The organism is Microbacterium sp. 11MF (assembly GCF_000383475.1).
In the GTDB taxonomy this organism is placed as follows: domain Bacteria; phylum Actinomycetota; class Actinomycetes; order Actinomycetales; family Microbacteriaceae; genus Microbacterium; species Microbacterium aquilitoris.
Window position 1 is genome coordinate 173,669 of record NZ_KB911461.1, and the last position, 17,911, is coordinate 191,579.

The following is a 17,911-nucleotide window of genomic DNA, read 5'->3' on the forward strand; positions in this document are numbered from 1 at the left end:
GGGTTGACCGTGGCGGACCTATGTGGGCTGTCGCAGAGGCAGGCGGAGGGTGAACGTCGCCCCGCGGCCCGGGGCGCTGTCGACCCGGATGCTCCCGGAATGCGCGACCGCGATGGTCCGGAGGTTCGTCAGGCCCAGGCCGAATCCCTGCACCTGACGGGCTCGGGCCTCGGCCGTGCGGTAGAAGCGGTCGAACACGCGCCGCTGCTCGGCGTGGGTGAGACCCGCGCCCGGGTTCGTGACGGCGATCTCGACGACTGCGCCGTCGGTGCGGCAGGCGACCGTCACCACGCCGTCCGGCTGGCCGAACTTGACCGCGTTCGTCACCAGTTCGGTGACCGCGACGAGCAGCTGCCGAGCGTCCGCCTCGACGACGACGGTGCCCGGACCGACGATGTCGATGCGCATTCCGCGGGCGGATGCGGCGACCCGCGCCTCGCCGACGGCCTGCCGCACGACCTCCGCGACGTCGACGGGGGCGATCGTGAGCTCCTTGACCGTCTCGGTCGCGTGCAGCAGGTCGCCGACGCGGTGGAAGAGGTCGTCGGTCTTGCGGGAGACGATCTCGATGTAGCGCTGCAGCTTCTCATCAGACGGGTCGGCGGCGTCGGCGAGCAGGTCGAGGAAGCCGGTGATGCTCGTGATCGGCGTCCGCAGCTCGTGCGAGACGGTGCGCAGGAACTGTTCACGCACCTCGACCGCGTCCGCCAGCTCGGTGACGTCGTACGCGACGACGACGGTCCCCAGGAGGCGTCCGTCCTCCCTGTGCACCTGGCCCGAGGATGCAAGGATCGCAACCTGCGAGTCGGCCGGGCCCAGCCACTCGACGTGGTTGTCGATGACCTCTCCGCGCAGCGCCCGCGGGATGATCTGCTGGTCGTACGGGATCTGGCTCACCCGATCGGCGGCGAGCACGTCGTCGCCGGCGTAGGGCGGTTCGTCGAGACGGAACCCGACCATCTCGACCATGCGGTGGGCGAGCGAATTGGCGATGTCGAGGCGTCCCTCGTTGTCGTAGAAGGCCACTCCCGCGTTGACCGTGTTTAGGATGCCGAGCGCGATCGCCTCGGCATCCTTCGCCTCGCGGAGCGCCTCGTCCTGCGCCCGCGACGCCTCCGCGAGGCGGACGCTGTTGCGGTGGAGCTGGCGGGCGGCGAGGAACACGACGACGGCGATGCCGACGATGAGGATCGGGAAGGCGAAGACGTTCGCCCAGTCAGCGGCCGTCGTCGGCCAGACCCCCGTGTACACGTAACGGAAGGCGATGACGAAGACGGCGCCCATGACCGCCACCGCGATGCCGTACCACGGGAAGCCGTAGGCGAGCCAGAGGATCGGGAAGAGCGCGAGGATCGTCACCGCGGGGACGAAGGGCATCAGTTCGGCCCGGAACAGGGCGACGGTGAGGAGGTCGGCCACCGCGATCAGGATCATCCACGCGCGCGGCAACCTCTCCCACGGGACGACCGCCGCGGCGAGCGTCGCCACGGCCGCGACGGCGAGCCCCGTGAGCAGCGCGACCGTCCGCAGGCTGTCGGGGTGCGAGATCGCTCCCACCAGGGCGATGAAGACGACACCGATCGCGAAGGGCAGTTGCGCACGCAGGAAGACACGCATCCGACCGGATCGGCTGGCTTCCATCTCGAACAGCGGCACCGTCGCCTCGTCCTTCCTTCGACCGAACGTCAGGTACCCGAACGGTATCCCACTCCGGCCGATCCGCGATCACCGATCAGCGACCCACACTTCGACGCCCGATTCGCCCAGGGTGAAGTTGATCGCCGTCCCGGGCGCGTACGCCTGCCGGGCGGCGGGCGGGCTCAGCGAACTGACGACGGCCGTCACCGAGACGGGGAACGGGCCAGCCCCGCACGTCGAGAGGGTCTCGCCGATGGTCGGGTCGGCGGCCTCCTCGGGGCTCACGATGCTGAGGCACCGCACGGGATTCGGGTCGGCGGGGGTCCCGACGGTGTTGGTGAACACCGAGAAACCCCGGAAGTCCGCGTACCGGCGACTGTCGGAGTCGTTCTGCGGGCGCAACGGCACGAGCTCGGACAGTCGGGTCACCTCGGTCGCATTCGGATACCGCGGCACGTCGCGCGGGATCGACAGGGTGACGGCCGCGGTCGCCGCGACGAGTCCGACGGCTCCCACGGCCACGGCGGCGGGTCTCACCCAGCGCGGCCAGCGCCGTGGGGTCAGATACGGGCGCTCGGCATTGCCGCCGGTGAGCGCGCCGGGCGGGTCCGTCTCGGCCGGACCGGGGGCGTCCGGGGCGCTCTCGTCCTCGTCGTCTGCGCCGGGCGCGACGCTCGGCGCCCGCACCGCGCGCGTTTCGAGCTCGCGCAGGCGCTGCAGCGCTGCGGCATCCCCTGCGATGTCAGCGGTGCGCCCGTAGGCGCGTTCGCGCAGGCGGGCCAGCTCGGCGGCGTCGTCGTCCATCGGGACTACTAAACCAACAACGCGACCCCATCGGGGCGGAATGATCGAGAAGCGGCGCGCGCCGCGACCGGTCAGTCGTCGACGAGCACCGATTCGGCGACGGGGCGACGTTCGCGGGGGGCTTCCTCACGGGCGCGCAGGTCGTCGCCGGCCGCGTCGATGTCGCCGAGCGGGCCGACGGCCATCACGGTGATCGCGCGCTGGTCGTCAGCCAGGCCGAAGGCCTCGGCGACGCGGTCGGCGTGGAACCCGCCCATCTGATGCGTGCTCAGCCCGTTCGCGTGCGCCTGGATCGTGAAGTGCGCCGCAGCCTGGCCGACGTCGTACGCCGCCCAGCGCAACTCCTTGCCGTCCTGCTGGGTCGTCGCGACGAACACGACGAGAGCCGCCGCATCCGCCGCCCATGCCCGGTTGAACCCCATCAGGGTGTCCACCACGCTCGCGTGGGATGCCGTTCCCCGTCGCGCGACGATGAAGCGCCACGGCTGCGTGTTCGACGCGGACGGCGACCACCGTGCGGCCTCGAGAGCGGACGCCAGCGCCTGCTCGTCGATCGGCGCGGACGCGTCGAAGATCCGCGTGCTCCAGCGCTCGGTCAGAACGTCGAGGATGGGGGCGTCGGTGGATGCGGTGCGATTCGGCATCCGTCTATTCCATCACCACCGACGATGCCTCGGCCTCGCCGAGCCCTTAGGACGTGGCCCAGTCGGACGGCCCGGAGGTGCCGGCGGAGTATTCGTCGAGAGGGACGCGCCCGTCCCGCCAGGCGTCGATGACGGGCTGGACGATGTGCCAGCAGTCGACGGCGGCGTCGCCGCGCACTGACAGCATGGCATCGCCGTCGAGGATGCCCGACAGCACTTCGGCATACGCCTTCAGCGCCCCTGCGCCGAGTTCCGCCTCGAGCGTCACCTTCTCGAGTTCGAGCGGGTCGGCCTCGCCGTTGACGTTCAGGTCGAGCGCGATGGAGTCGGGCCCGAGCGAGAAGCGCAGCACGGTCGGGCCGGGGTCGCCGGTGAACCCGCGAGGGAGGTGCCGAACGGGGTGGAAGCGCACCTCGACCTTCGCCTCGGCGTTCCCGAGGGCCTTGCCCGAGCGGAGCGTGATCGGAACGCCCTGCCACCGGGCGTTGCGCACCTCGACCGTCATCTCGGCGAGCGTCTCGGTCTCGCGGCTCGGATCGACCCCCGGCTCGTCGACGTACGACGGGAAGTCCCGCCCCTCCACGGTGCCGGCCGTGTACCGCGCCCGGCGCGACGCCGCGACCGGGTCGTCGCCCCACACCGCCGTCGCGCGAAGAGCGGCGCCCGTCGCGTCGCGAAGGTCGCGCTGATCGAGGGATGCCGGGGGCTCCATCGTCGCGAACGCCATGACCTGCAGCAGGTGACTCTGGATCATGTCGGTGAGCGCGCCGGCCTTGTCGTAGTAGCCCGCCCGGCCTTCGAGTCCCAGCGGTTCGTCGAACTGCACGAGCATCGAGGCGATGTGGTCGGCCGACCAGGCCGGTTCGATGAGCCGGTTCGCGAAGCGCGCCCCGAGCAGGTTCAGGACGGTGGAGCGGCCGAGGAAGTGGTCGACGCGGAACACCTGCGACTCGGGAACCAGCTCGGCGAGCGTCGCGTTGAGGTGCTCCGCAGATGCGGCATCCGACCCGAACGGCTTCTCGAGTGCGAGGATCGTGCCCTCGGGGATCGTGACCGAGCGGAGCGCATCGCACGCCTTCGCGGCGACGGCGGGCGGCACGGCGAAGTAGAGCGCGGGCCGGCCCTCGGCGGCATCCAACAGCTTCTGCAGTTGATCAGCGTCGGTGATGTCGGCCCGCGTGTAAGTCGTGTCCGACAAGGGCTCGAAGGCGGACTCCGAGTCGGTCGTGGCGAACGCCTTTTGCACGGTCTCGCGCCACGCGTCATCGCTCCACTCCTCGACACCCGCCCCCGCCAGCCGCACGCGGCGTTCGGGCTCGCGTGCGAGCAGCTGCCCGAGCGCGGGGAGCAGCAGCCGCGAGGTGAGATCCCCCGAGGCGCCGAGGATGAGCAGGGTCGTGTCGGCCGTCATGGGCGTCACCCTAGCCCGCTCCCGATGACGACACCCGTCGCGCCTCGTCTCTTGCCCCGCCGCCCGCCGCGAACGACAATGACGTCGATGCCTGCTCCGATCGAGTCCTATGCCCTGCTCAGCAACTGCCGGACGGGAGCCCTCGTGTCGGATGCCGGGAGCCTCGACTGGCTGTGCCTTCCCCGCTACGACGACGCGTCGATCTTCGGAGCACTCCTCGGCGACGACGAACACGGTCGGTGGAGTCTCCGCCCCGCGGACTCCGCCGCCACGTCTACCCGCCGCTACGACGGCGACACCTTCGTGCTCGTCACGCGCTGGCAGACGCCGACGGGCAGCGCCGAGGTCATCGAGTTCATGCCGATGCACGACGACACGGATGCCGTCGTCCGACGCGTCGTCGGCATCGAAGGCACCGTCGCCTTCACGAGCGAGCTGCGCCTGCGTTTCGATTACGCTCGGGCGCTCCCCTGGGTGCGGCAGATCGGGCACGCGGACGCGCCGGTGTTGCTCGCGATCGCGGGTCCCGACGCCGTCGCCGTGCGCGGCCCCCGGCTGCACCCGGACGGCACGATGCACCGCGCCGTGTTCACGGTGGCGGCGGGCGACACCGTCGACTCTGTTCTCACCTGGGACCGGTCGTACCACCGGCATCCCGTCGGGATCGACGTCGACGCCGCGATCGCGCACACCCGCAGGTGGTGGAGCGACTTCGCGGCGGGCGTCGAGGACGGCGGACCCTGGGGAGCCCACGTGGTGCGCTCGATGCTCGTACTCCGTGCCCTGACCCACACCGAAACCGGCGGGATCGTCGCCGCCGCGACGACCTCGCTCCCCGAGGACCCCGGTGGCTCGCGCAACTGGGACTACCGGTTCGTCTGGTTGCGGGATGCCGCCCTCACCCTCGAGGCCTACCTCGCCCACGGCTACACCCGGGCACCGGAGCGCTGGCGCGATTGGCTGCTGCGCGCGATCGCCGGCGACCCCGCCGACGTGCAGATCATGTACGGCCTCGGCGGTGAACGGGACCTCCCCGAACGCGAGCTGACGAGCCTGCCGGGCTACGAGGGATCCGCGCCCGTCCGCGTCGGCAACGGCGCCGTCGACCAGTACCAGGGCGACGTGATCGGCGAGGTCCTCGTCGCCCTCGAGGCCGCCCGCCTCGCCGGGGTGACCGAGACTCCGTCGTCGTGGTCGTTGCAGCGCGCGCTGCTGGCGCAGGTCGTCGCGTGGGTCGACCGCGCCGACCACGGCATCTGGGAGATGCGGGGCGACCTGCACCACTTCACGCATTCCCGCGCGATGGTGTGGGCCGCGCTCGACCGCGGCGTCCGCGCGGTGCGCGAGCACGGTCTGCCCGGCGACGCCGACACGTGGGAGCGGCTCCGCGATCAGGTGCGCGCCGAGATCGATGCGACCGGGGTGGATGCCGCGGGTGGCCACTTCACGCAACACGACGGCACCGACGAGGTCGACGCCTCGCTGCTTCTCCTGCCCGTCGTCGGGTTCTGCGCCGCCGACGACCCGCGGATGCTCGCCACCGTCGCCCGCATCGAGCGCGACCTCCTGCGCGACGGTTTCGTCATGAGGTATCGCACCGCGGCGGGGACCGACGGGTTGCCCGGCGACGAGCACCCCTTCCTCGCGTGCTCTTTCTGGCTCGTCGAGCAGTACGCGGCGACCGGACGCATCGAGGATGCGACGCGCCTCATGGACCGGCTCTGCGCCGTCGCGAACGATGTGGGTCTGCTCTCGGAGGAGTACGACCCCGGGGTGGGACGCCACATCGGCAACACCCCGCAGGCCCTCAGCCACCTCGCGCTCGTCGGGGCCGCGGACGCGCTCGCCGGGCACACCGGCCGCGCCGCGCATCGGACCTGACCGGGGTCGACACCGTGGCATCCGATCGTCCGTCAAGGCCGTGCGCGGCGCCGCGGCGCTGACTATCGTCGAGGGCACCGCGTCGGAACCCGGAGGAGGACGCGATGACGGACACATCCGAGCCCCTGCCCGGCGACGTGCTGGCAGAGCGCTACCGCCTTGTCGCGCAGATCGGACAGGGCGGCATGGCGCGCGTCTTCCGCGCCGACGACACGGCACTGGGGCGCCGCGTCGCCGTCAAGGTGCTCCGCCCCGGTGTCGAGGGGGCGGTCAGCGCGCCGGATCGGGCGCGCAGCGAGGTCACCTTGCTCGCCTCGCTCAACCACCCCTCGCTCGTGACACTGTTCGATGCGCACCTCACCGGTTCGCCCGACTACCTCGTGATGGAGTTCGTCGACGGCCCCACGTTGAGTGCGCGCATCGCGGAAGGCCCTCTGCCCACCGCCGACGTCGCCGCCCTCGCCGCAGAGCTCGGCGAAGCCCTGCACGTGGTCCACTCCTCGGGTGTCGTGCATCGGGACGTGAAGCCGTCGAACGTGCTCCTCGCCTCACCGCACCTTCCCGGCGGGCGGCCCCGCGCCAAGCTCGCCGACTTCGGCATCGCGCTCCTCCTCGACAGTGCGCGGGTGACGACGCCGGGCACGATCATCGGCACCGCCGCCTATCTCGCCCCCGAGCAGGTCGAGGGCCGCGACCCTTCGCCCGCGTCCGACGTGTACGCCCTCGGTCTCGTCCTGCTCGAGGCGCTCACGGGTGAGCGTGCCTATCCGAACACCGACGGGGTGGGCGCCGCCCTCGCGCGCCTGACGACGCCGCCGACCGTTCCCGACACTCTCAGCGAGGGGTGGCGTTCGCTCCTCTCACGCATGACGGCGACCTCGCCCGAGGAGCGGCCCACGGCCCTCGAGGTCGTCCACGCCGCGGAGCGGCTGCGGACCGAGCCGATCGACGGCGCGCCGCCGCTGCCTCCGGTGCGTGCGGCGGTGGCCGCCGGCATCCCCGCCGCCGGCGCTGCCGATTCCCGTCGGTTCGATGAGGAGACCACGGGAGATGCCCCGACCCGCCGCTACCCCCGCCCTTCAGTGACGGCGGCGACCGTCGCGCTCGCCGGCGCCTCGGCGGCATCCGGAGCCTCGGCCGATCGGCCCGAGAAGCGACGGTCGCGTCGCCCGCTCGTGATCGGACTCGCCGCCGCCGCGGTCGCACTGATCACGGCGGGGAGCATCTGGGCGGGATCGCTCGCCGGTTCGCCGCAGCCCGCCTCGACGGACCCCGCGCAGACGGAGCCACAGGAGTCGGCCCCCGCCGAGGTCGTCTCGACGGATCCCACACCGACCCCGACTCCGACCGTCACGACGACGAACGTCGATCCCGCTCCAGCTCCCGACGACGACGCGGCCGACGAAGCGGCGAAGGACGCCGAGAAGGCGGCCAAGGACGAGCAGAAGCGGGTGGAGCGCGAGGCGAACAAGGACCGCAAGGGGCCGAAGGACAAGCCGTGAACGAAGGAACCGCCCCGCCGCGGCTGCGGACGGGACGGTTCCGATCGAGGGGGACTCAGCGCGAGAGCGCGTCGCGGAGCTTGACGCGGGCACCCATCCGAAGGAGCGAGTTCTCGTAGATCTTCGCGCCGACGAGGATCGCTCCCACGCAGGCGGCGAGCATGACGGCCAGCGCGAGCAGCGGCTCCCACCACTGCGCCTCGCCGACGAAGATCCGCACCGGCATCCCGACCGGAGCCGAGAACGGGACGTACGACATGATCGTCAGCACGACAGGGTTGTCGTTGAAGAAGATCACGAGGAAGTACGGCGCCATCACGATGTAGGTGAGCGGTGTGATCGTCGGTCCGATGTCCTCCTGGCGCGACACCAGCGCACCCGCCGCGGCGAACAGCGCCGCGAGCAGCACGAACCCGAAGAGGAAGAAGACCGCGAACCAGGCGATCGGCCCGCCGAGACCGGCGATGAGGAAGTCCTGGCCCGTCACGGTCAGCCCGATGATCGCGACCGCGGCGATGCCGACGATCTGCCCCATCGCGAGGATCGTGTTGCCGAGCACCTTGCCCGCCAGGAGTGCGCGGGTCGGGATCGCCGAGATGAGCAGCTCGACCACACGCGTCTGCTTCTCCTCGACGACGCTCGTCGCGATCGTCGTACCGAAGGTCAGCGCCGCGGCGAAGAACACGCCGCCGAAGGCGATCGCGATGATGTAGCGGAGGAATCCGTCGGTGCTCTCCGGCTCGAGGATCTCGACCTTCGGGGCGATGCTCAACTGCTGCAGCAGGCTGTTCGACACCGACTCGTCGAAGACCACGGTGTAGCCGAGCGGCTCGTCGCCGCCGGGGATGACGGCTGCATCGACCGTGCCGTCGCGGACGAGATCGCGGGCCTCCTCGGCGGAGGCCGCATCGGTCACGTCGAACGCCTTCGGGTCGGTGATGGCCGACGCCGTCTCGGAGGTGACCGCGATCGGCGTGCGGCTGTCGCTCTGAGCCGAGAAGCCCGCCCAGAGGACACCGGCCAGCACGATCAGGAACATGACGGCGGTGGAGATGATGAACGACTTCGAGCGCAGCTTCGAGCCGAGCTCGCGCTCGGTGACGAGCCAGACGCTCTGGCCGAACGAGGGGGAGGCGGACGTGTTCACTGGATGACCTCCGTGAAGATCTGGGCGAGGGTGGGGCGGCGCGGCGCGAACGTGGTCACGTCGCCCGCGGCGACCGCGCGCTGCAGGACGCGCTGGACGGTCTCGTCGGAGTCGGCCTCGAAGAGGGCGTAGCCGCCGTCGAAGTCGATGACCTCGACGCCCGGCTCGTCGCGGAGCCATCCGGCATCCGTCCCCGAGACGAGCTCGACGCGGCGGGTCGTGTGCTCGGCACGGAGCCCCTCACGGGTGCCGGCCGCGCGGATCGTGCCGCCCGCGATGATGACGAGGTCGTCGCACAGGCGCTCGACGACGTCGAGCTGGTGCGATGAGAACAGCACCGAGGCTCCCTGCGCCGCGCGGGTCTGCAGGACGTTCGCGACGACGTCGACGGCGATCGGGTCGAGCCCCGAGAACGGCTCGTCGAGGATGAGGACCTCGGGGTCGTGCACGAGGGCGGCCGCGATCTGTGCGCGCTGCTGGTTGCCGAGCGAGAGGGTCTCGACGTTGTCGCCGAGGCGCTCGCCGAGCCCCAGCTCCTCGAGCAGAGCGGTCGCGCGGGTGGCGGCATCCGTCTTCGAGAAGCCGTGCAGACGGGCGAGGTAGACGATGTGCTCGAGCACCTTCATCTTCGGGTACAGCCCGCGCTCCTCGGGCATATAGCCGAACAGGCGCCGGTCGGCGGCGGTGACGGGGGCTCCGTTGAGGGTGACCTCGCCGGCGTCGCGACCGAGCACGCCGAGCATGATGCGCATCGTCGTGGTCTTGCCGGCGCCGTTGCCGCCGACGAACCCGGTCAGCCGGCCGGGCGCGACGTCGAAGGCGACGTCGTCGAGGACGCGCCTCGACCCGTAGCTCTTGGTGATCCCGCGTAGCTGCAGCATCCGTTCCTCCTGTGGTCGGTGCGCCACCGGCGGCGGCACGTGTCCCACGTTAGGAAGATCGGATGCCGGGGACCTCCCCCCGGCGGGTGAAACCCGTCCCCTCCCCACGGGGGAGAGGCGTTGTCGGTGCATTCATAGGAATAGGGATGCCGGGGGTCTCGTTGGGTTCTGCGATGCCCACCGGTATCCCCATCCACTCTCTTTGGAGGACCCATGACGAATCGCACCATCGGCTACATCGTCGGCAGCATCTCGTCGACGTCGATCAACCGGACCCTCGCGAAGGCGCTCGAGCGTCTCGCTCCCGAGGGCACCACGCTGGTCGAGATCCCGATCAAGGACCTGCCCTTCTACTCGGTCGACCACGACGGGAACTTCCCGCAGGTGGCCGTCGACTTCAAGCAGGCGATCGCGGACGTCGATGGCGTCATCATCGTGACCCCCGAGTACAGCCGCTCGATCCCCGGCGTGCTGAAGAACGCGCTCGACTGGGCTGCCCGTCCCTACGGTCAGAACGCCTTCCACCACAAGCCGACCGCCGTCATCGGCACGTCGGGCAGCGGTGTCGCAACTGCTGTCGCGCAGCAGCACCTGAAGGCGATCCTCAGCCACTTCAACGCGCCGACGCTCGGCCAGCCCGAGGGCTTCATCCAGACCACGCCCGGCCTGTTCGCCGAGGACGGCGAGGTCACGAACGACGCGACCGCCGGCTTCCTGACCGGCTACCTCGAGGCGTTCAACGACCTCGTCGACCGCTACGCGAAGGTCCCCGCGAGCGCCTGACCCTCGCTGCCGGAAGAAGCGGCCCCACCCCGACTCGGGTGGGGCCGTTTCTCGTCAGGCGAGGCCGTAGCGGTGCGCCCAGACGACGGCGGCGACGCGGTCGCGGGCGCCGAGCTTCTGCAGGACGTTCGACACGTGCGTCTTCACCGTCGCCTCGCCGATGTAGAGCTCGCGGGCGATCTCGCCGTTGCTCATCGCCTGCGCGAGCAGCCGCAGCACCTCGACCTCGCGGTCGGTGAGCTCCACCGGAAGGCGGGGCGCGGCATCCGTCTCACGGGGGAGGGATGCCGCCGGTTCCGTCGCGGTCGACGCGAACCGCGCGATCACCCGGCGGGTCACCGACGGCGACAGCAGCGCCTCGCCCGAGTGCGCGAGGCGGACGGCGCTCGTCAACTCCTCGGGGCCGGCGTTCTTGAGCAGGAATCCGCTCGCCCCGGCCGAGAGCGCCTGGAACAGGTAGTCGTCGCGGTCGAAGGTCGTGACGATGACGACGGATGCCGCGACCCCGGCATCCGCCACGATCTGCCGCGTCGCCTCGAGGCCGTCCATGTCGGGCATCTGCACGTCCATGCAGATGACGTCGGGCTGGAGCGTGCGGGCGGACTCGATCGCGGCGCGACCGTCGCCGGCCTCGCCGACCACCTCGATGTCGCCCGCCGCCTCGAGGATCATGCGGAACCCGGCGCGCATGACGGCGTGGTCGTCGACCAGCAGCACCCGGATCATGCCGGCACCGCCTGCGACAGCGGCACGCGCACGCGCACGAGGAACCCGCCGCGCGGGCGCGCCCGCGCCTCGAGCGCCCCTCCGGAGGACGTCGCACGTTCGCGCATCCCGACGAGGCCGAGGCCCGCCCGTCCCGAGATCGGCGCGCGGCCCTCGTTCGAGACCTCGAGTTCCACCGCGTCGTTGGCGTAGCGCAGCCGCACGTCGGCGGTCGCACCCGGACCGCCGTGGCGGCGCGCGTTCGTGAGCGCCTCCTGCGCGATGCGGTACAGGTTCACCTGCACGAGTTCGGGTGTCGGCACGGGGGCCCCCACGACCGAGAGCGTCGTCGGCAGGCCGTTCTCGTTGGCATGGGCGACGAGGTCCGGCAGGGCGTCGAGGCGGACGGTCGAACCCCCGGGCGCCTCGGTCTCGGGTGTCCGGAGCGTCTCGAGCAGCTGGCGCAGTTCGGTCAGCGCCTGGCGCGCCGAGGACTCGACGCCGGTCAGCGCGGTGCGCGCGGCATCCGGATCCCGGTCGAGCACCGTGCGCGCGGCTCCCGCCTGCACGCCCATCGCAGAGACGTGGTGCGCGACGACGTCGTGCAGCTCGCGGGCGATGCGCACCCGGTCGAGGGCGACCGCCTGGGCGGCCGTCCGCTCGCGTTCCCGCTCGAGCTCGGCCGTGCGCTCCTCAAGGGCGGTGCGCTCCGTCGCGCCCGTGTAGGCGCGCTCGCCGAACAGGTACGCCCCGCCGAAGAAGGCCACGTTGACGAGGAACTGGATCATCGCGAAGGCCGCGAACGGGGAGAACGGCCCCTCCTGCGACAGGCCGCCCTCGGAGGAGGCGGCGCTCTGGAAGATCGTGATCATCAGCCACACGAACATCGCGACGATGAGCAGGATGCGCACGAGCGCCGCGCGGCGACGATCCGCCACCCAGGAGCCGACCGTGTACATCCCGACGAACAGGGCGACGTTGCCGACGTAGAGCTCGGGGATGCGCGCCGAGACGCCGACGAAGAACACGACCGAGACGACGATCAGGGCCGTCATCGGGTAAAGCCGCCGGAACGCGAGAGGCGCGGTCATGGCGAAGGAGTAGAGGAGCCCCCAGACGAGGTCGGGTTGCGCATCGTTGTAGATGCCCGAGACCGAGCCCAGGGCTGTGCTGATCATCGCGGCGACGAACAGTCCGGCGGCGAGCCAGGCGTCCTGGCGGCGTTCGGCCGCGGTCGCTGCGCGGCGGAGCATCGATTCGGGCATGCTCTCCACGCTAGAGGGGGTCGCAGGCCCCGGCATCCGTCGCGCGGGGGAGCCGCCGGGCCGGCGTCAGAAGATCATCGGACGATCGTCGTCGTCCTCGCCGTTCAGATCCAGGTCGACCACGACCGGCACGTGGTCGCTGGGGATCTCGCCCTTGCGCTCGTCGCGGTGGATGGATGCCCCGACGACGCCGTCGGCGAAGGCCGGGGAGCCGAGGATGAAGTCGATGCGCAGGCCCTCGTTGCGGGGGAAGCGCAGCTGCTTGTAGTCCCAGTACGTGTAGCCGGTCGGGACGAGCGGGCGCACGGTGTCGGTGAGTCCGGCGTCGAGCAGCGCCTGGAACGACGCGCGCTCCTCGGGGGAGACGTGGGTCGACACGCCCTGAACGATCGTCGGGTCGCCGTTGTCGGCATCCGTCGGGGCGATGTTGAAGTCGCCGACGAGCGCGAGCGGCAGGTCGGGGTGAGCCGCGAGCGTCGACTGCGTGTAGGCGCGGAGGGCCTCGAGCCAGTGCAGCTTGTACGTGAAGTGCGGGTCGTCGAGTCCGCGGCCGTTGGGGACGTAGAGGCTCCAGACCTTGACCCCGTCGATCGTGGCGCCCAGCGCCCGCGCCTCCTGCGGGGCATCCGGTCCCTCATGCCCCTTCAGGAACCCCGGCATGTCGGGGAACGCGTACTCGACGTCGGTGATCGGCTCGCGGCTCGCGATCGCGACGCCGTTCCACTGATTCAGGCCGTGCGCCTCGACGTGGTACCCGGCCTCTTCGAACGCCTCGTACGGGAACTGCTCGGGCTTGCACTTGATCTCCTGCATCGCGAGCACGTCGATGTTCTCGCGCACGGCGAAGTCGACGGTGCGCACGATGCGCGCGCGGATCGAGTTGACGTTCCAGGTGGCAAGCCGCATGGTCTCCAGCCTAGATCGGGCGTCCGACGCCGCCGGTCGTAGACTCGGAGCCGTGACCGTCGCCTCCACGCCCGCACTCGAAGCCGACCGCCAGCGCCTCATCTCGCTCATCCAGGAGGAGGCCGTCTTCCACGGCGACTTCACCCTGTCGAGCGGCAAGAAGGCGTCGTACTACGTCGACATGCGCAAGCTCACGCTCGACCACCGCGCCGCGCCGGCCATCGGGCGGATCATGCTCGACCTCATCCGCGACGTCGACGGCATCGTCGCGGTCGGCGGTCTGACGCTCGGCGCCGACCCGATCGCCAACGCCGTCATGCACGAATCTGCGCGCACCGATTCCCCGCTCGACGCGTTCGTGGTCCGCAAGGAGCCCAAGGACCACGGCCGCGGCCGTCAGGTCGAAGGAGCGGATGTCGTCGGCAAGCGCGTCATCGTCGTCGAAGACACCTCGACCACCGGCCAGTCGGCACTGAAGGCCGTCGAGGCGCTCCGCCGCGAGGGTGCCGAACCCGTCGCCGTCGCCGTCATCGTCGACCGCAAGACCGGAGCGCAGGCCGCCGTTGAGGCGGAGGGTCTCACGTGGCTCGCCGCGATCGACCTCGACGACCTGGGACTGCAGCCGCAGTAATCGGTCTATTTGGGCTTGAGGTCGTCCCAGGGTTTGCGGTCGTCGCGATCGTCGCCGCGTCGGCGCACCGCACCCACGATGATGACCACGAGTGACGTGACCAGCGAGAGTCCGACGACGGCGAACAGCAGATTCTGCTCGATTCCGTTCATGCCTCAACTCTCCCACGAAGGGATGCCGCGACGCGGCGCCCGAGCGTAGGGTCGAGGGTGTGGCGCGAAACGACTGGGACCCCAACGATCTCCCCGATCTGAGCGGCCGTCGCTACCTCGTCACCGGGTCGAACACGGGCCTCGGATTCTTCTCCTGCCTGCAGCTCGCCGGCGCCGGTGCGCACGTCGTCATGACGGCGCGGAACCCGTCGAAACTGTCACGTGCGCGCGCCGCGATCCTGGCGCAGGTGCCGGATGCCGACCTCGAGACGCTCGCGCTCGACACCAGCAACCTCGGCTCGGTGCGCGCCGCCGCGGCGACCGTCCGCGGCCGCGTGGGACTGCACGGCGTGCTGTTCAACGCCGGGATCGTGCACCCGCCGAAGACCCGTGAAGTCACCCGCGACGGCCACGAACTCGTCATCGCCACGAACGCCCTCGGCCACTACGCGCTCGCCGGTGCCCTCCTTCCCGCGCTCGCGGCGGCGCGGGGCCGGATGGTGTGGCTCGGCTCGGTCGCGACGAAGCTCTTCCCGTGGGATCCGATCGACCCCGAACTCGTCGACGACTACACGCCGTGGCGTGCCTACGTGCAGTCCAAGGTCGCGACCTCGGCGCTCGGTTTCGAAGCCGACCGGCGCCTGCGGGCGGCATCCGTCCCCGTCGCGAGTCTCGTCGCCCACCCGGGGTACTCCCTCGGCGGTCGTACCCGGCGGATCGCGGGGGTCAGTGTGCCGTCGCGACGCAAGCGGTTCATCGGCGGGCTGCAGGCCGCGGTCTCGCAGTCGAAGGAGAGCGGCGCGTGGGCTCCCGTCCGGGCGCTGATCGACCCCGACGCCGAAGGCGGGCAGTACTGGGGGCCGGCGCGCACGTACACGGGGTCGCCCGTGCTCGTCCGCCCGTCGCGGGTCACGATCGATCCCGACGTCGGCGCCCGCATGTGGCACTACGCCGAGCACGCGACGCGGGCCGAATGGCCCTACCTCAAGGGCCGCAAGCTGCGCCTTCGCTGACGCTCAGGCGGTGAGCCAGACCGCCCGCGCGGCGGCCGGCGGCAGGTCGATCGTCGGGCCGCCGTCGACCTGGACGGCGTCGCGCCCCGTGGCGGTGACCGTGTGGCCGACGTCGAGGCCGACCTCCTCGAGCGAGCGCAGCAGCGCGGGGTCGCGATCCGAGACCCGGAGCACCCGTCCGGTGTGCCCGATCGTCGCCTCGGCGAGCAGGACGAACGGCTCGCGCTCGACGCTGCCGTCGGGTGCCGGGATGGCGTCGCCGTGCGGGTCGAACCGCGGATGCCCCAGCCGCGCGTCGATCCCCGCGAGCAGCCGATCGCTGATCGTGTGTTCGAGGACCTCGGCCTCGTCGTGCACCTCGTCCCACGCGTAGTCGAACTCGCGCACGAGCCACGTCTCGATGAGGCGGTGCCGTCGGATCACCGCGGTCGCGCGGCGGGTCCCGGCATCCGTCAGCGAGATCGGGCCGTAGGGACGGTGCGACACGAGACCCTGAGCGGCGAGCTTCTTGATCATCTCGGTCACCGACGAGGGTGCGAGTCCGAGTTCGGCGGCCAGCACCGAGGGAGTGACGGGATCGGTCTGCCACTCGGTGTGGTGGTAGATCGTCTTCAGATAGTCGTCGACGGTGGACGCGGGCACGCGCCCCAGATTATCCGCCGACCGATCGCGAACCGAACGCGGCGACATCTCGAGCCACCGCCCCCCGCCCAGCGTCACCACGACTGACCCACTCGCGAAGAAGCGCCCTCTCGGCCGCACTGAGATCCGTCAATTCGTCGGCGACAGCCCGGAGTTGGATCAGGAGAGCATCGACAGGACGGGCGGACGTTTCACCCCGGCCCTCGACGATGCGGCCGAGGATGGCGTTCAGCATGTCGTCGGACAGGGTCGACATGCGCTCCGCGTCGGCCGGCGAGGTGAGCAGTGAGCGGATCACTCCGTCACCCGCCGCGCGGATCAGATCCACTGCTCTTTCCTCGGTGACCAGCAGGACTCCCGCCGCCGCAACTGCTCGGACGCGCACTGTCAGCACGTCGGGGATGTCCGACGGCGGGGAGGCCTCGGCTCCTCGATTCGCCCGGGTGGCGTCGTTCATGAGGAGATACAGACCCGGATTGGCGAGCCCGAAGTCGATGTGTGCTCGCCATGCTGTCCTTAGAGCAACGACGGGGTCGGCGTCGTCGTCGGCGACATCCTTCGATCGGGCATAGGTCTCGAGGACGTAGGCGGCGACCGCCCGCACCAGACCCTGCTTGTCTTCGAACAGGCGGTAGATCGTGGGGGCCTGCACGCCCGCCCGCACAGCAACGGCGCGGGTGGTCATCGCGGCTGCGCCGCCCTCGGCGATGAGCTCGCTGGCCGCGAGGAGGATCGTCTCCCGCAGACGATGCCGTTGGGTGTCCTCTTCCTCGGTGCTCATGGTTACGACGATACCGTCTCGATGTTACTGTCGATATTATCAGCGATAACACTTCGCCGATATCACCGATAGAGCTCAGAAGGATGGTCAGCCATGTCGCAAAAGATCACGATCGTCGGACTGGAGGAGCACATCGCGCTTCCCCTCGTGCTGGACGCCTGGGAGCGCTCCGGCGTCCAGCCCAACCCGCACGGCGGGTGGGGCGATGCCCCCTTCGCGCGCCGACTCCGCAGCACCGGGGAGGAACGCCTGGCCGACATGGACGATCAGGGGATCGACATGGCCGTTCTCTCACTGAACTCGCCCGGGGTCCAGAACCTGTCTGCCGCGGACGCGCCCGTCGTCGCCCGCGACGCGAACGATCACCTTGCCGCGATCGTCGCGGAACGTCCCGACAGGTTCCAGGCCTGGGCCACGATCCCTACAGCCGATCCGACCGCGGCAGCCACGGAGCTCGAGCGGGCCGTCACCCGACTCGGCATGGTCGGCGCGATGCTCTACGGCCGGACCGGCGATGTCCTGGCGGATTCGCCGGCGTACGACGAGCTGTACGCGAAGGCCGTCGAACTCGGCGTGCCCCTGCACTTCCACCCGCAGGTGCCCACTCCCGGTGTCATCGACTCCTACTATTCGGGTCTCGGCCCCGCCGGGATGGGACTGGCCACCGCCGGCCTCGGGTGGTACTTCGACCTCGGCATCCAGTACATGCGGATGATCTTCAGCGGCGTCTTCGACCGCCACCCCGACCTGCAGGTCGTTGCCGGGCACTGGGGCGAGTTGGTGATGTTCTACCTCGACCACACCGGCATCATGACCCACAACGCGCACCTCGAGCGCCCGCTGCTCGACTACTGGACGCAGAATTTCTGGATCGCCGGCAGCGGCACCGTGTCGGAGCGTTACCTGCGCTGGACCGCCGAGGTCGTCGGCACGGAGCGTATGGTCTACTCCACCGACTACCCGTATACGTTCGGCACCCGGCCCGGCGGGTTTCCTTTCCTCGACACCTCGGCCGGGGTCGGGCGCAGCTTCCTCGAGGACTCCCCCTTCACCCACGAACAGAAGGTCGCCATCGGATCCGGAAACTGGGAGGCGCTGCGGGCCCGGCGGCGATGACGGCCAAAG

General features: G+C 70.6%; 18 protein-coding genes. 6 read left to right on the forward strand and 12 right to left on the reverse strand.

The features are described from left to right. Positions 1 to 18 precede the first annotated feature (18 nt). The 4 genes from H286_RS0112930 to H286_RS0112945 form a co-directional block, all read right to left on the reverse strand. Positions 19 to 1,656, reverse strand: a complete 1,638-nt coding sequence (locus H286_RS0112930; RefSeq protein ID WP_020098487.1) for a sensor histidine kinase — start codon at positions 1,654 to 1,656, stop codon at positions 19 to 21. A gap of 69 nt (positions 1,657 to 1,725) precedes the next feature. Continuing rightward, complete coding sequence (locus H286_RS0112935) at positions 1,726 to 2,442, reverse strand: hypothetical protein (RefSeq protein WP_020098488.1); 717 nt, start codon at positions 2,440 to 2,442, stop codon at positions 1,726 to 1,728. Positions 2,443 to 2,513: 71 nt separating this feature from the next. Beyond that, a complete protein-coding gene (locus H286_RS0112940; RefSeq protein ID WP_020098489.1) occupies positions 2,514 to 3,086 on the reverse strand; it encodes a nitroreductase family protein in 573 nt (190 codons plus the stop codon). Between the two features lie 46 nt (positions 3,087 to 3,132). Further along, on the reverse strand, positions 3,133 to 4,506 hold the full coding sequence (locus tag H286_RS0112945) for a glucose-6-phosphate dehydrogenase (RefSeq protein WP_020098490.1): 1,374 nt from the start codon (positions 4,504 to 4,506) through the stop codon (positions 3,133 to 3,135). 69 nt (positions 4,507 to 4,575) lie between these two features. Here H286_RS0112945 and H286_RS0112950 point away from each other — a divergent pair, with 69 nt between their 5' ends. Together H286_RS0112950 and H286_RS0112955 are read left to right on the forward strand one after the other, a co-directional pair. Next, a complete protein-coding gene (locus H286_RS0112950) occupies positions 4,576 to 6,378 on the forward strand; it encodes a glycoside hydrolase family 15 protein (RefSeq protein ID WP_020098491.1) in 1,803 nt (600 codons plus the stop codon). 104 nt (positions 6,379 to 6,482) lie between these two features. Further along, positions 6,483 to 7,880 carry a serine/threonine-protein kinase gene (locus H286_RS0112955; protein WP_020098492.1) on the forward strand — a complete coding sequence of 466 codons (1,398 nt, stop codon included), beginning with the start codon at positions 6,483 to 6,485 and terminating at the stop codon, positions 7,878 to 7,880. A 55-nt stretch (positions 7,881 to 7,935) separates the two neighbouring features. Here H286_RS0112955 and H286_RS0112960 read toward each other — a convergent pair whose 3' ends face one another. Both H286_RS0112960 and H286_RS0112965 read right to left on the reverse strand, forming a co-directional pair. After that, the gene (locus tag H286_RS0112960; protein WP_020098493.1) at positions 7,936 to 9,027 is read right to left on the reverse strand and encodes an ABC transporter permease; all 1,092 of its coding nucleotides are present in this window, start codon (positions 9,025 to 9,027) and stop codon (positions 7,936 to 7,938) included. Continuing rightward, positions 9,024 to 9,908: an ABC transporter ATP-binding protein gene (locus H286_RS0112965; protein ID WP_020098494.1), complete on the reverse strand. Its 885-nt coding sequence runs from the start codon at positions 9,906 to 9,908 to the stop codon at positions 9,024 to 9,026. The genes H286_RS0112960 and H286_RS0112965 overlap by 4 nt, the downstream gene beginning before the upstream one ends. 213 nt (positions 9,909 to 10,121) lie before the next feature. Between H286_RS0112965 and H286_RS0112970 the strand changes: the two genes are divergently transcribed. Beyond that, the gene (locus H286_RS0112970) at positions 10,122 to 10,691 is read left to right on the forward strand and encodes an NADPH-dependent FMN reductase (RefSeq protein WP_020098495.1); all 570 of its coding nucleotides are present in this window, start codon (positions 10,122 to 10,124) and stop codon (positions 10,689 to 10,691) included. A gap of 54 nt (positions 10,692 to 10,745) precedes the next feature. Here H286_RS0112970 and H286_RS0112975 read toward each other — a convergent pair whose 3' ends face one another. The 3 genes from H286_RS0112975 to H286_RS0112985 form a co-directional block, all read right to left on the reverse strand. After that, positions 10,746 to 11,417 carry a response regulator gene (locus H286_RS0112975; RefSeq protein WP_020098496.1) on the reverse strand — a complete coding sequence of 224 codons (672 nt, stop codon included), beginning with the start codon at positions 11,415 to 11,417 and terminating at the stop codon, positions 10,746 to 10,748. Next, positions 11,414 to 12,661, reverse strand: coding sequence for a sensor histidine kinase (locus tag H286_RS0112980; protein WP_036324541.1), 1,248 nt, complete (start codon positions 12,659 to 12,661; stop codon positions 11,414 to 11,416). Before H286_RS0112980 ends, H286_RS0112975 begins: the two co-directional genes overlap by 4 nt. 66 nt (positions 12,662 to 12,727) lie before the next feature. Continuing rightward, a complete protein-coding gene (locus H286_RS0112985; RefSeq protein WP_020098498.1) occupies positions 12,728 to 13,567 on the reverse strand; it encodes an exodeoxyribonuclease III in 840 nt (279 codons plus the stop codon). A 52-nt stretch (positions 13,568 to 13,619) separates the two neighbouring features. On the opposite strand from H286_RS0112985, the gene pyrE reads away from it, so the two are divergent. After that, a complete protein-coding gene (gene pyrE / locus H286_RS0112990) occupies positions 13,620 to 14,198 on the forward strand; it encodes an orotate phosphoribosyltransferase (RefSeq protein ID WP_018187566.1) in 579 nt (192 codons plus the stop codon). Positions 14,199 to 14,203: 5 nt separating this feature from the next. Here pyrE and H286_RS15070 read toward each other — a convergent pair whose 3' ends face one another. Continuing rightward, the gene (locus H286_RS15070) at positions 14,204 to 14,350 is read right to left on the reverse strand and encodes a hypothetical protein (RefSeq protein ID WP_020098499.1); all 147 of its coding nucleotides are present in this window, start codon (positions 14,348 to 14,350) and stop codon (positions 14,204 to 14,206) included. 59 nt (positions 14,351 to 14,409) lie between these two features. Between H286_RS15070 and H286_RS0113000 the strand changes: the two genes are divergently transcribed. Continuing rightward, the gene (locus tag H286_RS0113000) at positions 14,410 to 15,363 is read left to right on the forward strand and encodes an SDR family NAD(P)-dependent oxidoreductase (protein ID WP_020098500.1); all 954 of its coding nucleotides are present in this window, start codon (positions 14,410 to 14,412) and stop codon (positions 15,361 to 15,363) included. A gap of 3 nt (positions 15,364 to 15,366) precedes the next feature. Here H286_RS0113000 and H286_RS0113005 read toward each other — a convergent pair whose 3' ends face one another. Beyond that, positions 15,367 to 16,005, reverse strand: a complete 639-nt coding sequence (locus H286_RS0113005; RefSeq protein WP_018187563.1) for a metal-dependent transcriptional regulator — start codon at positions 16,003 to 16,005, stop codon at positions 15,367 to 15,369. Between the two features lie 10 nt (positions 16,006 to 16,015). Further along, positions 16,016 to 16,786: a TetR/AcrR family transcriptional regulator gene (locus H286_RS0113010; RefSeq protein WP_020098501.1), complete on the reverse strand. Its 771-nt coding sequence runs from the start codon at positions 16,784 to 16,786 to the stop codon at positions 16,016 to 16,018. Positions 16,787 to 16,879: 93 nt separating this feature from the next. Between H286_RS0113010 and H286_RS0113015 the strand changes: the two genes are divergently transcribed. Next, positions 16,880 to 17,902 (forward strand): amidohydrolase family protein, encoded by a 1,023-nt coding sequence (locus H286_RS0113015; protein ID WP_020098502.1) that lies wholly within the window; start codon positions 16,880 to 16,882, stop codon positions 17,900 to 17,902. Positions 17,903 to 17,911: the final 9 nt, after the last annotated feature.

Excerpts from the sequence above, each read along its gene's own strand:
- H286_RS0112965 (WP_020098494.1), bottom strand. The coding sequence starts at position 9,908 with ATGCTGCAGCTACGCGGGATCACCAAGAGCTACGGGTCGAGGCGCGTC.
- H286_RS0112955 (WP_020098492.1), top strand. The coding sequence starts at position 6,483 with ATGACGGACACATCCGAGCCCCTGCCCGGCGACGTGCTGGCAGAGCGC.
- H286_RS0112980 (WP_036324541.1), bottom strand. The coding sequence starts at position 12,661 with ATGCCCGAATCGATGCTCCGCCGCGCAGCGACCGCGGCCGAACGCCGC.
- H286_RS0112935 (WP_020098488.1), bottom strand. The coding sequence starts at position 2,442 with ATGGACGACGACGCCGCCGAGCTGGCCCGCCTGCGCGAACGCGCCTAC.
- H286_RS0112940 (WP_020098489.1), bottom strand. The coding sequence starts at position 3,086 with ATGCCGAATCGCACCGCATCCACCGACGCCCCCATCCTCGACGTTCTG.
- H286_RS0112985 (WP_020098498.1), bottom strand. The coding sequence starts at position 13,567 with ATGCGGCTTGCCACCTGGAACGTCAACTCGATCCGCGCGCGCATCGTG.
- H286_RS0112950 (WP_020098491.1), top strand. The coding sequence starts at position 4,576 with ATGACGTCGATGCCTGCTCCGATCGAGTCCTATGCCCTGCTCAGCAAC.
- H286_RS0113015 (WP_020098502.1), top strand. The coding sequence starts at position 16,880 with ATGTCGCAAAAGATCACGATCGTCGGACTGGAGGAGCACATCGCGCTT.
- H286_RS15070 (WP_020098499.1), bottom strand. The coding sequence starts at position 14,350 with ATGAACGGAATCGAGCAGAATCTGCTGTTCGCCGTCGTCGGACTCTCG.
- H286_RS0113010 (WP_020098501.1), bottom strand. The coding sequence starts at position 16,786 with ATGAGCACCGAGGAAGAGGACACCCAACGGCATCGTCTGCGGGAGACG.
- H286_RS0112975 (WP_020098496.1), bottom strand. The coding sequence starts at position 11,417 with ATGATCCGGGTGCTGCTGGTCGACGACCACGCCGTCATGCGCGCCGGG.
- H286_RS0112970 (WP_020098495.1), top strand. The coding sequence starts at position 10,122 with ATGACGAATCGCACCATCGGCTACATCGTCGGCAGCATCTCGTCGACG.